Below are 13,308 nucleotides of genomic sequence, written 5' to 3'. Positions count from 1 at the left end.
CGGATAACTTGGAAATATTCCCTTATCTTTGCCCTAAGTTTTTATAATTATTAATAATGAAAGAAGGAACAGTAAAATTCTTTAATGAATCCAAAGGATTCGGATTCATCAAGGAAACAGCAACAGGACAAGAGTATTTTGTACACATCTCAGGACTTCTTGTCGATCAGATTCACGAAAATGATGAAGTCACTTTTGAACTCAAAGAAGGCAAAAAAGGCTTGAATGCGGTTAACGTACGTTTAGCCAATTAATAAGACATCATTGCAGTACAAAAAGCCAGGCCAACCGCCTGGCTTTTTTGTTTTTAATACTTTAGCTAATTTCTGGCCCCAACAACACCATGAAGTCACTTGGCACACTCTTTCTGCTTTCCACCGTGATGTCTATGGCGATCGCACAGGACTCTTCGCTTTATCGGAAGTACACCTTTACGGGCACGGCGGGTCTGACCATGCCCTACCGCATCTTGTATCCGGAAGGCTATGATCCGCTCAAAAAATATCCGCTTGTACTGCTGCTGCACGGCGCCGGCGAGCGGGGAACCGACAACGAAAAGCAGCTTCAATGGGGCGGAAGCCTGTTTCTGAAACCGGAGAACCGGCGCACGTTTCCCTGCTTTGTGGTGGTGCCCCAATGCCCGGAGAACGACTATTGGGCCTCGGTCAAATTCCAACGTGACCAGCGCCCGTTCGACCTGGATTTCAATTACAAAGCCTACACGATCACCCGCTCGCTGAAAACGGTGATGGAACTTTTGGAAAACATGAAGGAAAATGAGGGCGTGGACCGAAGAAGGGTTTACATTATCGGTCTGTCTATGGGCGGCATGGGTACCCTGGAGGCCGTGTATCGTCACCCTCGGATCTTTGCCGGCGCCATTGCCATCTGCGGCGGCGGCGACGTGCGGGCATACTCAAAAGAGGCAGCACGTGTTCCTTTTTGGCTTTTCCACGGCGAGAAAGATGACGTCATCGGGGTCGAAAATTCCCGGCGGATGCGCGACCGCTTGAAAGAACTGAATGGCGAAGTAAAGTATACCGAATACCCGGAAGTCGGGCATGATAGTTGGATCAACGCATTCGCAGATACCGATCTGCTACCATGGCTGTTTTTTCACAACCGATAGAACTTATGATGATGATGCGAAAACAACCGCCCCATACCTTCATGGTGCTTGGCTTGCCGGCGGAAGGAGCTTTTCAGCCTGTACGCTTTAAGGCTTTCCTGCTTTGCGCGATGATGGTGATGACTAACGGTTGGGTTAGTGCCCAGCAAAAGGAGAGTGTAAAACAAATTGTCTTCGCAAAGTCCACCCGCGGATACGAAGAGCGTATTCGCGTTACGCCCGATAGCGTGGTGATGCGCGTGGAGGATTTCCGCGCCGACGAAAAGGTGAAGCAATCCGGAAGAAAATTGAAAGCCGGGGAGTGGCGCAATGTGTTGAAGACTTTGAAGCATGTGCCCTTGAAGAGTATCCCCGATCTCCCGTCAGCGGGAATGCAAAGGGCTTCCGACGCAGCGCTCCAAGGCACGCTCGAGATCACGACGACACAACAACAGGCCTACACGCACACTTTTGATGACGAGTACCCGAACCCCAAGCTCCTGCCGCTATTGAAAGCCATAAAGGACCTGGTGCCTTCGGGAAAGCATTATTAATCCGTCCCTTCACAGATCAAAAAGTGCCTATAAACACTAGCCCACCTGTTCCCACCACGCGGTGTTGGGCAAGTAGCTATTGAGTCTGATCGCTTCGCCGATAAGCGGGGTCGTTAGTCGCTGTCCCGAGATCGCGGCTTGTTTTGTGGCCCGGCGGATAGGATCGCGCCAGGGATGGACGGAAAGCGTGAACTTTCCCCAGTGCACGGGCATGAGCACGCGCGCTTGCAGGTCGACCGCGGCCTGTACGGTTTGCTCGGGCGCCATGTGGATGAGGGGCCACTTGCGGTCATATTGCCCGCACTCCAGCAAAGCCAGGTCGAAAGGGCCAAAGGTCTGTCCGATTTTTTTGAAGGTCTCGTCGTAGCCCGAGTCTCCACCGATGAAGATGCGGTGGGTGGCGGTTTGAAGCACGAAGGATACCCACAACGTTTTGTAGCGCGTGAAGCCACGCCCCGAAAAATGCCGTGCGGGTGTGGCTGTGAGCTGCATGCCCGGAAAGATCTCGGCGCTTTCCCACCAGTCGAACTCCTGGATGTGGCTCTCGGGCACACCCCAATAGGAGAGGTGCGCGCCGACGCCTAATGCGGCGTAGAATTTTTTGGTGTGGCGCTTTAGTTTGAGGATGCTGCTATAGTCCAGGTGATCATAGTGGTCGTGGGTGAGGATGACGGCGTCGAGGTCGGGGAGATCGTCGAGCGAATAGGGGGTTTGGATGGGGTACGCCTTTGTGCCGGCAAATTGTACGGGCGAGGGGCGGTCGCTGAAGACGGGGTCGACCAGGATGTTTTTGCCTTCGATGCGGAGGAAGTAGGAGGAGTGTCCAAACCAAACCAGGGTCGGCTCGCCATCGGGAAGGGCTTTCAGGTCCGTGCGCACGGAAGGGAGGATCTGGGTGGGGCGGCGCTCGTCGTCGTGGAAAAAATATTCCTTGAACATCCGGAAATAGGAAATGTCGTCGGCCAGCATGGGCGTCTCGAGGATGTTCTGAAAGCTGTCGCCCTTGTATTGGGGAGACTTGACGATGCGCGCCTGCCGCGGGCCGGAGGGTAATTTGCCAAAGGGCTTTTGATGCATAGCGAAAGAGATAAAATGCTAAAGGCCACGACCGGTGTCCACACCATCCTAATCCTGCTCACCGTTCAAACCGGTCGTGACCTACGGGATAAGTCGCATAAGGTACCGATAATATTTTGAGGGTGTCCGGAGAAATTATGTGGGAGGCCATGCAACCCCGGCGTCTGTAACGCAATCCTTTGGCTGGCGTCTCAAAGAAAAAGACGGGATATGGGTAGTATTTAGACCCCTTGGGGTGAAACCATTTCCATTTTTCGCAGTACTCCATCCAAAACCAACGGTCATGCTCAAAAATTACGTCCTGGTCACTTTCCGCAACCTGATGAAAAATCGGGTCTATTCCTTCATCAACATCGCGGGCCTTTCCATTGGCATCACCTGCAGCATCCTCATCCTGCTTTGGGTGTTCGATGAACTTTCGTTCGATCGTTTCCATCCCAAGACCGATCGCCTGTTCCAGGTGTGGATCAACGCCACCTTCGATGGAAGGATCAATTCCTGGACGTCGGTTCCCCTGCCGACCTATGAGGGCATGAAGACCGGCGACAGCCACATTGTCAATTCCGTCATCACCGACTGGGGCGGCGAACACATGCTCACCGTGGGGGAAACCCGCCTGGTGAAGCAAGGCTATTATGCGAGCGAGGAATTTCTGACCATGTTCGAATTTCCCCTTCTGAAAGGCGACGCCAAACAAGTGCTCGCCGATGCGCACGCCATCGTGATCAGCGAAGCAACAGCCAAGGCGTTATTTGGCGATGCCGACCCCATCAACCAGGTGATCCGCGTCGACGATGAAGAAGACCTGAAAGTGACCGGTGTGGTGAAGAACGTGCCCGAAAACTCTACCTTCCAATTCGATTTCCTGTTGCCGTGGAAATACAACGAGACCCATCAATGGGTCAAAGACAACAAAAACAACTGGGGCAACTATTCCTTCCAGGTCTTTGTGGAGCTCGACAAAGCCGAGAACGAGGTGGCCACGGAAAAGGCCATCGTCGACATGCTCACCAAACACGGCGAGACGCAAGACCTGCGCGAATTTTATCTGCACCCGCTCGCGCGCTGGCGCCTGCACTCCAACTTTGAGAATGGAAAAGAGAACGGCGGCATGATCGAATACGTGCAGATGTTCACCGTGATCGCCGTGTTCATCCTGGTGATCGCCTGCATCAATTTTATGAACCTGGCCACGGCGCGCTCCGAACGGCGCGCACGGGAGGTGGGCATCCGCAAAAGCGTGGGCTCGCGGCAGTTTGAGATCATCTTTCAATTTCTGGGCGAGTCGTTGTTCATTGCCTTCCTGGCGTTTGTCATCGCCGTGTTGCTGGCGGAGTTGCTGTTGCCCTTCTACAATGACCTGGTGGGAAAACATTTGCGCATCGCCTACGAGTCGCCACAGTTCTGGGTGTATAGCCTCAGCCTTGTTTTGTTTACCGGCCTGGTTTCCGGAAGCTACCCGGCGTTTTACCTGTCGTCGTTTCAGCCGGTAAAGGTGTTGAAGGGCAAAGTGCAGGTGGGCCGGGGTGCTAGCACACCGCGCAAGGTGTTGGTGATCCTCCAGTTTGTGTTCTCCATCTTCCTCATCATCGGCACGCTGGTGATCTATAAACAGATCCAGCACGTAAAAAGCCGCGACATCGGCTACAGCCAAAAAGGCCTCATCACGGTGGACTACACCACCGACATCGGCAAAAATTATAAAACCATCAAACAAGAGCTGTTGCAGTCCGGCGCCGTGAAGGCGGTAACAAAATCCAACAGCCCCATCACCCAGATCTATTCCAACAATTTCTTGAACTGGCCCGGTGAAGCGCCCGACCGCCGGGTGATCTTTGCCACCATTGCCACCGAATACGACTACGTTAAAACCATGGGCATCAAATTGCTGGAAGGACGCGACTTCTCGGAAGATTTCAAGAGCGACACTGCGGCCATCCTCGTGAATAAAGCTGCTATGGACATCATGCAACTGAAGGACCCCATCGGCACCAAACTCGACCTTTGGGGTAAGAAAAAAGAGCTGATCGGCATTGTCGACAACGTACTGATGGGATCGCCTGACCGGCAGATCGGACCCATGTTCATCGTGCTCCAACCGGACTGGATCAGCGCCGTTTCCATACGGCTGGACGAAACGAAAGACATAAAAGAATCGCTGGCCCGCGTGGAGGCCGTGTTCAAAAAATACAACCCCGCCTATCCGTTTGAATACACGTTCGTGGATGTGGAATTCCAAAAGAAGTTCACCAACATCAACATGATCAGCCGGCTGGCGAGCCTTTTCGCTTCGTTAGCGGTCGTCATCACCGGTCTCGGACTTTTTGGATTGGCCGCTTTCACCGCCGAGCAGCGCACGAAAGAGATCGGCATCCGCAAGGTGCTGGGTGCTTCCGTGTCGAGTCTGGTGGGACTCATGTCGCGGGATTTTTCAAAGTTGGTGATCATCGCGTTTGTGTTTTCGGCGCCGCTGGCGTGGTGGTTGTTGAACAGCTATCTGGAGCGGTATCAATACCGCATAGAGATCCCGTGGTGGGTGTTCCCTTTCACCGGTGTGTTGGCCCTGATCTTTGCCTTGCTCATTGTGAGCACCCAGGCCATGCGGGCCGCGAGAAGCAATCCGGTAAATTCTTTGCGCAACGAATAGATTCCCGAAACGGCGCTTGTCAGGACAAAATCTTTTTTACGCGTCCAACGATACCGTTGTCCAGCCGTACTTTAATGCCGTGGGGGTGGGTAGGGGAGTTGGTGAGGATGTCCTTTACGACGCCTTCGGTCAGCGTGCCGGAGCGCTGGTCTTTTTTCTGGACGATGGCCACGCGTTGGCCTGGGGTGATGTTAGCGCGGAGGGTTCCGTTCATGGGAAGCGAATTGTGGATCAAAAATAACAATCTGGTTTTAATTTTATCAATGGCGCTGTGGCGCCCAATCTGTCGAGTGACTGCCCCCGAAGCATCACTTCGAGGAGGCCTTGTGAGGCTGCGCCATGAACGTGCGAGCTTCCTGTCTTGTCCTGAAATAGGTTTACACTAAACCAGTAAACCTGCAATGAGAACTAAAAAGAGAAAGTGGACCCGTTTAAGCGACGAAGAAAAGAAGCGGCTAATCGAATTGTATCATTCAAGAGGTGGATGCAAAGATGAATTTTGGCGTCAGTTCATAGATAAGGGCAGTAGAAATCAGGGTCGGTTATTGAGGTGGATGCGTCAGCTTGGTCTCGAGAAAAAACGTGTTCCAAGGAAACCCTTAAATTTGCGACCTATGGGTAGTAAGAAGAAGGGCAAAAAAGACTCAGATCAGGCGCTAACAGCCAGGATTAAAGAACTGGAAAAGCAGCTGGAGGATAGCCGACTAAAAGAAGAAGCTTACAGACGGATGATTCAGATAGCGGAGAAGGATCTCAAAATTGACATCCAAAAAAAGTCCGATACCAAGTAATCCATCAAATGAAGTTGCGTTACAAACACATCGCCCTGATCCGGCTATGTCGATTACTTGGTATAACTTCTCAGGCTTATTATCAACATTTCAAACATCAAAACTCTCAGCAGACTACGCTCAAAGTTGTATTGAGCCAGGTATATAAAATTAGGGACCGACATCCTCGCATGGGAGGAAGAAAAATTTATCGAATGATACAGTCTTTTTTGCACGAGCACCAAATCAAAATGGGCCGTGATGCATTTTTTAAGTTGCTAGAAATCAACAACTTATTGGTTGTCCGGAAAAAGAGAAAGGTATTTACGACAAACTCCCAGCACCACTTCCATAAATACCCTAATTTAATTAAGCAATGCATTCCAGATCGCGTAAACCAACTTTGGGTAAGTGATATAACTTATTGGAAAATTAATAGTGGATACGTTTATATCAGTTTGATTACGGATGCCTATTCGCGAAAAATTATTGGCTATCATGTAGCCAAGACACTGGAAGCTACTGGAACTGTCCAAGCATTAAAAATGGCTCTACGTACAATCCAGACGAAGCCCATCAGCCTAATCCATCACTCTGACAGGGGTCTGCAATACTGCTGTCGCCAATACACGCAGTTGCTTCGGGATAGCCTGATTCAAATTAGTATGACAGAGAATGGAGACCCCTATGAAAATGCTTTGGCTGAGCGTGTGAATGGTATATTAAAAGAAGAGTACCTTAACGAATACTCCGTTCACAATTTGAATCAGGCCAAGATGACAATGGATTTGGTAGTTAGGCTATATAATGAAGAACGCCCTCATATGAGCTGTGGCTACCAGACTCCTGAAATTATCCATTCAAGATGTTGAAATATGGATAACTCTCAAAAGTACATTACTTTGAAAGGTATTCTTGTGGAGTTATCCACATTCCAACATCAAAACACGACAATAGTAATGATGTTAAATCTGTAAACTTATTTTAGGACGAGACATCCAGAGGGTGCATCTTTGGCGCAATGAAGCGGTTGGAGCGTTAACCCCAGGCTAAAGCCTGGGGTTACTGAAATGCATGTACGGACTTGCCCTTACAATCTCCTGTGTTTGAATAACCCCAGGCTTTAGCCTGGGGAATAAGTCCATATTAAAACGTGCCACATGAACTATTGGATCTGGCTTCATATTTTCTGGCACGAAACGCATGCCCCGTCATCGCCCTTCGCACCAAGACGCAACCGGTCACAACGCGTCACACAAGTCTCTCAGGTATTCTCTCCGTCCTGCGATCGCCTTTCGTACCGAAGATGTAGTCAAACATATTTTACTACACAGTTCCCGAGCCACTCCTCCGAAATATTTGCCGCCGTAAAACTTAATTCCGTTATCTTAGACAATTAAACGTATCACTAATGCCCTTCGTACCCGGGGTCAGGTTCGTTTATAACCCTTAACCCCTTCGCACAAGCATGATCAACAGACGACAATTTCTCCAGCAAACCAGTTTACTCACCACGGGAGCGCTCCTGGGTTCCAACACCTTGCTCCACGCCGTGCCGCGTGCCACCCGCTACAAGATCGGCTTGCAGCTTTATACTCTGCGCGACCCGATGGGGCAGGATGTGAAAGGCACCCTGCGCAAAGTGTCCGGCCTGGGCTATGAGGAGGTGGAGACCTATGGCTACAACTGGGGAAAGAACCACCAGTACCTGGGCTATACGCCAAAAGAATTCAAACAGATCCTGGACGACAGCAACCTGACCACGTCCAGCGGCCACTATGATCTCGATAAGTTCATCCTGCCCGGTGTGACCAACGATGACCTGAAGCGCTATGTGGACCAATGCATTGAAGCGGCCAGCGTGTTGAAGCAGGAGACCATCGTGTGGCCCTGGCTCGATCCGCAGTTCTACAGCATCGACGGCTTTAAGAAAGTGGCACAGACGCTGAACGAGATCGGCGAGCGAACCAAGAAGGCAAACCTGCAGGTAGCCTATCACAATCACAATTTTGAATTCATCGATCACGATGGGCAGATGGGTTATAACATTATTTTGGAGGAGACCGATGCAGCGCTGGTGAAACTGGAATTGGATCTGTACTGGGTGTCGCACAGTTCGCCGCTGAAGCCACACGACTGGTTTTTGAAATACCCGGGACGCTTTGTGGCCTGGCATTTGAAAGACATGGACAAAGTGGATCGCGACCTTCACACGGAGATGGGCAACGGCACGATCGATTTCAAAAGCATATTGCCGGACGCCCGGCTTGCCGGGGTGAAACACGTGTTTGTTGAGCAGGGGAATAACCTGAAGGCCGATCCGTTTGAAAGCGTGGGGCAGAGCATTGCATACGTGAAACGGGAGTTGATCAAAAACGGCACCCTGTAAAGAGAAGCTCGTGACAAAGGGACCTTATCCGGCAGGATAAGGTCCCTTTTTTTGTAACTTATCTATTGCTATTTTAACTGCACGGTTATCTTTAAAGGGTACTGTGCAAGTTTATCCGTTAGGTGGCGATAGCAGCCGCAAAATGAAATGAATAAAGTTCGTAAGATACATCCTGACTTTCTTTATCTTCTGGAGTTTAAAGAACAGAAGCTCATCGATCTGTTCAAGGACCTTCGCGAATACGTGCTCGAAATTTATCCCGACAGCAACGAACTACTTTATCATACCCACGCACTGACCACCGTTTTCTCTATTTCAGACAAGCTATCCGATGCGTTTTGTATGTTGCCCATCTACACGAATCACATGAACTTAGGTTTTAGCAAGGGGACACTGATCAAGGATCCTCACAAACTGTTAAAGGGTACAGGGAATCTGATCCGGCATGTTCCCGTGGAGACGCCAAAAGATTACAGAAATGCAAAAATCAAGGACCTGATAAAATCATCTGTCGACTTTGCTCTTCAGGACATGGAGAAGCCAACAAAATCGATCGGTCAGGTGATCTCTAAGATTAAGCGCGCCGGCAAAAAATAGGCTGTTCATACAGGCGCCACAGGAGCTGTGTAAAAAAAAGGAAAGCCCCAAGTGGTGGGGCGATCCAGATTTACCAACTATAACAAAGTCTGCGCCTTGAGAGGGAAGTTCGTCTTCCAAACTGTTGCGCCGGCTTAATTTTTTTACGACTTCAGATTTTTTTCACAAGTATTCAATTTGTCTAAATGGGTCTTCAGGCTGGGAAGCGTTTGGTTGATCCATTCTTTTAAAGTAGTGTCTTCCGTTTTGTCGTAGGTCGACTCGAAATCCTGGATGGTCTTTTCGTGTTTTTCAACCAAAGTCTTGCACCATTGTTTATCGAAGTCCTTCGCGTCTTGTTTCGAGAGGTCGTTCACTTTTTCTTTGGCGTCGTCTTTTTCCTCCAGCGGGATGGAGATGCCGCGTTGCGTGGCGAACTCTTTGAGTTCGGTAAGCACCTTGGTGTGATCGTCCACCAGCATGGCAGCGAGGGCTTGCACTTCGGTGTTGGCGGAGCGCGTCTTGGCGAGTTCAGCCATTTTGATCTCGGCATAATTTCCAGCCACGGCATTGGCCACGAAGTCGGCGTCTTTTTCGGAAGCCTTGGTATCGAATTTTTCTTCGTTCTCTGCTTTGGCGGTCTCGCTGCTGTCGGCTTCTTTTTTAGGGCCGCAGCCTGTCAAGGCGATTCCAAGTGTCAGGATGGCAAAGAAATGGAGGGTTGTGCGTTTCATGGCGGATGTTTTTGCGTGAAAAAAGGATGACCTTGTTTTTATACTTCAGCAAATTGATCGCGGTAGCGTTTGACCAGATCGTGCGAGCCCTTGAGCAGGGCTTTCTGGCGGGCGACGAAGCCGAGCACCGACGGTTCGAGGTCGGCGTCCATGGCGTCGTGGTAGGCGCGTTGGGCGGCGTCTTCACCAAATTCGCAAGAGGCGAGGGTGGCGTGAACATCTTTTCCACTGAAGGTGGCTTTAACGTCCATCCAAGTCCTGTAGATCTTGCCGGCCGTGGTGGTGTCGGAAGCAGGTCTGCCGCCGAGGGAAATCACTTCCGCAGCAAGCTCTTCCGTGTAGTCGCGACTTTCCTGGGCCATGCGGTGAAAGAGCGTTTTTAGATCGGCTTCGGTGATCTCCGTGTTACTGGAGGCTTTCTGATAGCCGGCGATACGGTCGTTATTGATCCGGATGAGATCGTTCAATACTTCAATGGTCGTTTCTCTCGTTTTCATAATAGTTGTCTATATTTTTGTTTGAGGACACCGGTCTGTTCTGGACGAGAAATTGTAAAAATCATGCCACGCGGCAGAAGTGCGCCTTCCGCGAGCCTTAAGCAGCTTTTAAGGATTTGTGACCGCATCGTTGGGGAAAAAGATCGCGGGCCTGGGTAGGGCATTCCCTAACGCCGGAGCCTTTTCGAGTGACCGGTTGGTCTTATATTCGTTATGCGTAGGATATGGGAGGTCAGGCGGAAAACTCTTTGCTACCTAATGGAGTTATCTTAGGGTTGGTTACGCCACGCTTGTTGAAGATTGAATCCATTTTTCGAGACGTATTGCATTGCTTATGGGTATTCGTTTTTGTTTCCTTTTGATGGTATGCGCCACCGTTAATGCTTACGCCCAGTCCCCGGTGGGAACTACCACCATCGTGCCACCCCAGGACACCACCAAGAAAGAGTCGCCGGTCTCGGTGCCTGCCGCCAACGATCAGTCGTCGTCACCGCGCAGCTACGGCAACATTGTGAAAGCCAACACGGAGACACGCAAAGGCATTTTCACCGTTCACAAAACCGACAACAACTATTATTTCGAAATTCCTGACAGCCTGTTGGGGCGTGACTTGCTCATCGTCTGTCGCATCGCACAAGGTGCCGCGGGGATTCGTCCTGAATACACCGGCTACGCAGGCGACCAGGTGAACAACACCGTGATCCGTTTTGAGAAAGGACCGAGTCATAAGCTGTTTCTGCGCCGCATCACCTTCGAAGAAAACGCAGGCGATAGTACCGACGCCATGTACAATGCCGTGGTGCGCTCCAATCTGCAGCCGCTGGTGGCCGCGTTTGGTATCGGTGCCTATGGTCCGGGCAACCGAAGCAGTTTGATCGATGTGACGGACTACATCAACGGAGATAACGATATTTTCTTTTTTAACTCCGCCGCCAAGAAGACCATGCGGGTGGGCAGCCTGCAAACCAACACGAGCTATATCAAAGACGTGAATGCGTTTCCCCTGAACCTGGAGATCCGCACGATAAAAACGTATGTGAACAACGCTACGGACAACAACTTCACGCTCGAGTTGAATACCTCGGTCGTGCTGTTGCCCCGGAAGCCCATGCGCAAACGCTTCTCCGACCGCCGCATCGGCTACTTCTCCGAGCGCTATACCGACTATGACGCCAACCCGCAAGGCGTAAAGGTGGTGAACTACATCAAGCGCTGGCGGCTGGAACCCAAACCGGAAGACGTACAGAAATACATGGATGGTCAACTGGTGGAACCTCAAAAGCCTATCATCTATTATATCGACCCGGCTACACCAAAAGTGTGGGTGCCCTATCTCATCAAAGGGGTGAACGACTGGCGGCCGGCATTTGAAAAAGCCGGATTTAAAAATGCCATCATTGCCCTGGAAGCACCCAGTCCAAAAGACAATCCCAACTGGAGCCTGGAAGATTCGCGGCACTCGGCTATCGTGTATAAGCCTTCGTCGTTTGCCAATGCCGCGGGGCCGATCATCACCGACCCCCGCAGTGGCGAGATCCTGGAAAGTCACATCAACTGGTATCACAACCTGATGTCTATTTTGCAGGAGTGGTACATGATCCAATGCGGACCCAACGACCCACGCGCACAAAAGATGAAGTTCGACGACGACCTCATGGGACAACTGATCCGCTCGGTCGCCTCGCACGAAGTGGGCCACTCGCTGGGGCTCACCCATAATTTTGGAGCCAGTGCTTCCGTGCCCGTGGAGAAACTTCGCGACCGTGAGTGGCTGGCAGCCAACGGACACACACCCTCGATCATGGACTATGCGCGCTTCAACTATGTGGCGCAGCCCCAGGATAGCGTAGGGGAGCGGGGCCTGATCTCGCGCATTGGCGTATACGACCTGTGGGCCATCGAGTGGGGCTACCGTTGGTTTCCCCAAACCAAGTCTGCCGAAGAGGAACTGCCCATCCTGAATACGTGGGCCAACGAAAGACTGCGCAACGACAAGCTTCGGTTCGGTTCAGAATTCGCCACGGGCGATCCGCGTTCGCAAACCGAAGACGTGGGCGACAACGCCATGAAAGCCGGCGAATACGGCATCCGCAATTTGCAGCGTGTAGTGCCCAACCTCATCCAATGGACCTATCAACCCCACGAAGGCTACCGCAGTCTCCAACGCATGTATACCGCCCTGACCAACCAGTTCGATTATTACCTGGGCCACGCCATGACCTACATCGGTGGTGAATACGAAACCCTGAAATCCATGGACCAACCCGGGCCGGTCTACGAGACGGTGCCCGTGGAAATGCAACGCGATGCTATGGATTTCCTGGCGCGCCAGGTTTTTAAAACGCCCACCTGGTTGTTAGACACGGCCATCCTCACGCGCACGGGACAATCGCCCACCACCATCGTCAGCCGCTCGCAAGACATGGTGTTGTCCGGCTTGCTCAGCAGCACGAACCTCTCAAAAATCGTGACCTCCCAGGCGACCTACGGCCCCCGCGCATACCAACTCATCGATTTCCTCGACGACCTCGACGAAGGCATGTGGACCGAGCTGACCACCTACGAAAGCATCAGCCTCTACCGCCGCAACCTTCAGCGCTCATATATAGACCGGTTGTTGGACTTGGCCACTTCCACGCGCTCCGACCGGGAGTATCGCGATGTGGCGCCCATCATCCTCATCAAACTCGGCGAGATCCAGCAGCACATCAAAAAGGGAATGCTCAAAATAAAAGACGTCATGAGCATCTACCACCTGCGCTACATCGACAACAAAATCACCATAGCCCTAGCCGACAAACGCTGATCCCTCTTCTTGCTTGCCCGCCGTAGCTTAAGCGAAGGAGGGCCCGCCGTAGCTTTAGCGAAGACGGGAGCTTCAGCGAAGGAGGCTGTTAAACATGACCAGCCTAACGCAGGCTAATCATTAAACGTTAAACTATCTTTAATTCCGCAA

At 51.4% G+C, this 13,308-nt stretch carries 13 protein-coding genes; 9 read left to right on the top strand and 4 right to left on the bottom strand.

The window, feature by feature from the left end; all coding sequences use genetic code 11:
* The first annotated feature begins 56 nt into the window (after window positions 1–56).
* The 3 genes from D4L85_RS27520 to D4L85_RS27510 all read left to right on the top strand — a co-directional run bounded on the left by D4L85_RS27520 (window position 57) and on the right by D4L85_RS27510 (window position 1,662).
* Window positions 57–254 carry a cold-shock protein gene (locus D4L85_RS27520; RefSeq protein WP_073131293.1) on the top strand — a complete coding sequence of 66 codons (198 nt, stop codon included), beginning with the start codon at window positions 57–59 and terminating at the stop codon, window positions 252–254.
* A gap of 89 nt (window positions 255–343) precedes the next feature.
* Window positions 344–1,129 carry a carboxylesterase family protein gene (locus D4L85_RS27515; RefSeq protein ID WP_228450648.1) on the top strand — a complete coding sequence of 262 codons (786 nt, stop codon included), beginning with the start codon at window positions 344–346 and terminating at the stop codon, window positions 1,127–1,129.
* Window positions 1,130–1,134: 5 nt separating this feature from the next.
* Window positions 1,135–1,662 carry a hypothetical protein gene (locus tag D4L85_RS27510; protein WP_119757321.1) on the top strand — a complete coding sequence of 176 codons (528 nt, stop codon included), beginning with the start codon at window positions 1,135–1,137 and terminating at the stop codon, window positions 1,660–1,662.
* A gap of 36 nt (window positions 1,663–1,698) precedes the next feature.
* Here the strand turns inward: D4L85_RS27510 and D4L85_RS27505 are convergent, their stop codons facing one another.
* Window positions 1,699–2,739: an MBL fold metallo-hydrolase gene (locus D4L85_RS27505; protein ID WP_119757320.1), complete on the bottom strand. Its 1,041-nt coding sequence runs from the start codon at window positions 2,737–2,739 to the stop codon at window positions 1,699–1,701.
* A 283-nt stretch (window positions 2,740–3,022) separates the two neighbouring features.
* Between D4L85_RS27505 and D4L85_RS27500 the strand changes: the two genes are divergently transcribed.
* Window positions 3,023–5,386, top strand: a complete 2,364-nt coding sequence (locus D4L85_RS27500) for an ABC transporter permease (protein ID WP_119757319.1) — start codon at window positions 3,023–3,025, stop codon at window positions 5,384–5,386.
* 19 nt (window positions 5,387–5,405) lie between these two features.
* Here D4L85_RS27500 and D4L85_RS27495 read toward each other — a convergent pair whose 3' ends face one another.
* The gene (locus D4L85_RS27495; RefSeq protein ID WP_119757318.1) at window positions 5,406–5,600 is read right to left on the bottom strand and encodes a YwbE family protein; all 195 of its coding nucleotides are present in this window, start codon (window positions 5,598–5,600) and stop codon (window positions 5,406–5,408) included.
* Window positions 5,601–5,787: 187 nt separating this feature from the next.
* On the opposite strand from D4L85_RS27495, the gene D4L85_RS27490 reads away from it, so the two are divergent.
* The 4 genes from D4L85_RS27490 to D4L85_RS27475 all read left to right on the top strand — a co-directional run bounded on the left by D4L85_RS27490 (window position 5,788) and on the right by D4L85_RS27475 (window position 9,142).
* Complete coding sequence (locus D4L85_RS27490) at window positions 5,788–6,177, top strand: hypothetical protein (RefSeq protein ID WP_119754284.1); 390 nt, start codon at window positions 5,788–5,790, stop codon at window positions 6,175–6,177.
* Window positions 6,178–6,185: 8 nt separating this feature from the next.
* The gene (locus D4L85_RS27485; protein ID WP_119754285.1) at window positions 6,186–7,028 is read left to right on the top strand and encodes an IS3 family transposase; all 843 of its coding nucleotides are present in this window, start codon (window positions 6,186–6,188) and stop codon (window positions 7,026–7,028) included.
* Between the two features lie 596 nt (window positions 7,029–7,624).
* Entirely contained in the window at window positions 7,625–8,545 is a 921-nt protein-coding gene (locus D4L85_RS27480; RefSeq protein ID WP_119757317.1) for a sugar phosphate isomerase/epimerase family protein, read from the top strand.
* A 147-nt stretch (window positions 8,546–8,692) separates the two neighbouring features.
* Window positions 8,693–9,142 carry a DUF1801 domain-containing protein gene (locus D4L85_RS27475; RefSeq protein ID WP_119757316.1) on the top strand — a complete coding sequence of 150 codons (450 nt, stop codon included), beginning with the start codon at window positions 8,693–8,695 and terminating at the stop codon, window positions 9,140–9,142.
* Window positions 9,143–9,285: 143 nt separating this feature from the next.
* On the opposite strand, the gene D4L85_RS27470 is transcribed toward D4L85_RS27475, so the two are convergent.
* Together D4L85_RS27470 and D4L85_RS27465 are read right to left on the bottom strand one after the other, a co-directional pair.
* The gene (locus D4L85_RS27470; protein ID WP_119757315.1) at window positions 9,286–9,855 is read right to left on the bottom strand and encodes a DUF4142 domain-containing protein; all 570 of its coding nucleotides are present in this window, start codon (window positions 9,853–9,855) and stop codon (window positions 9,286–9,288) included.
* A gap of 38 nt (window positions 9,856–9,893) precedes the next feature.
* Window positions 9,894–10,352 (bottom strand): ferritin-like domain-containing protein, encoded by a 459-nt coding sequence (locus tag D4L85_RS27465; protein ID WP_119757314.1) that lies wholly within the window; start codon window positions 10,350–10,352, stop codon window positions 9,894–9,896.
* Window positions 10,353–10,686: 334 nt separating this feature from the next.
* Between D4L85_RS27465 and D4L85_RS27460 the strand changes: the two genes are divergently transcribed.
* A complete protein-coding gene (locus D4L85_RS27460; protein WP_119757313.1) occupies window positions 10,687–13,158 on the top strand; it encodes a zinc-dependent metalloprotease in 2,472 nt (823 codons plus the stop codon).
* The last annotated feature ends 150 nt before the right edge of the window (window positions 13,159–13,308 follow it).

The sequence above is a fragment of the Chryseolinea soli genome (genome assembly GCF_003589925.1).
GTDB classification, from domain to species: Bacteria; Bacteroidota; Bacteroidia; order Cytophagales; family Cyclobacteriaceae; genus Chryseolinea; species Chryseolinea soli.
Note: the sequence above shows the minus strand (reverse complement) of the source record. Positions and strands in the feature narration are given on the sequence as shown.

Coding starts and splice junctions, on each gene's coding strand:
- D4L85_RS27520 (WP_073131293.1), top strand. CDS start 57: ATGAAAGAAGGAACAGTAAAATTCTTTAATGAATCCAAAGGATTCGGA.
- D4L85_RS27515 (WP_228450648.1), top strand. CDS start 344: ATGAAGTCACTTGGCACACTCTTTCTGCTTTCCACCGTGATGTCTATG.
- D4L85_RS27510 (WP_119757321.1), top strand. CDS start 1,135: ATGATGATGATGCGAAAACAACCGCCCCATACCTTCATGGTGCTTGGC.
- D4L85_RS27505 (WP_119757320.1), bottom strand. CDS start 2,739: ATGCATCAAAAGCCCTTTGGCAAATTACCCTCCGGCCCGCGGCAGGCG.
- D4L85_RS27500 (WP_119757319.1), top strand. CDS start 3,023: ATGCTCAAAAATTACGTCCTGGTCACTTTCCGCAACCTGATGAAAAAT.
- D4L85_RS27495 (WP_119757318.1), bottom strand. CDS start 5,600: ATGAACGGAACCCTCCGCGCTAACATCACCCCAGGCCAACGCGTGGCC.
- D4L85_RS27490 (WP_119754284.1), top strand. CDS start 5,788: ATGAGAACTAAAAAGAGAAAGTGGACCCGTTTAAGCGACGAAGAAAAG.
- D4L85_RS27485 (WP_119754285.1), top strand. CDS start 6,186: ATGAAGTTGCGTTACAAACACATCGCCCTGATCCGGCTATGTCGATTA.
- D4L85_RS27480 (WP_119757317.1), top strand. CDS start 7,625: ATGATCAACAGACGACAATTTCTCCAGCAAACCAGTTTACTCACCACG.
- D4L85_RS27475 (WP_119757316.1), top strand. CDS start 8,693: ATGAATAAAGTTCGTAAGATACATCCTGACTTTCTTTATCTTCTGGAG.
- D4L85_RS27470 (WP_119757315.1), bottom strand. CDS start 9,855: ATGAAACGCACAACCCTCCATTTCTTTGCCATCCTGACACTTGGAATC.
- D4L85_RS27465 (WP_119757314.1), bottom strand. CDS start 10,352: ATGAAAACGAGAGAAACGACCATTGAAGTATTGAACGATCTCATCCGG.
- D4L85_RS27460 (WP_119757313.1), top strand. CDS start 10,687: ATGGGTATTCGTTTTTGTTTCCTTTTGATGGTATGCGCCACCGTTAAT.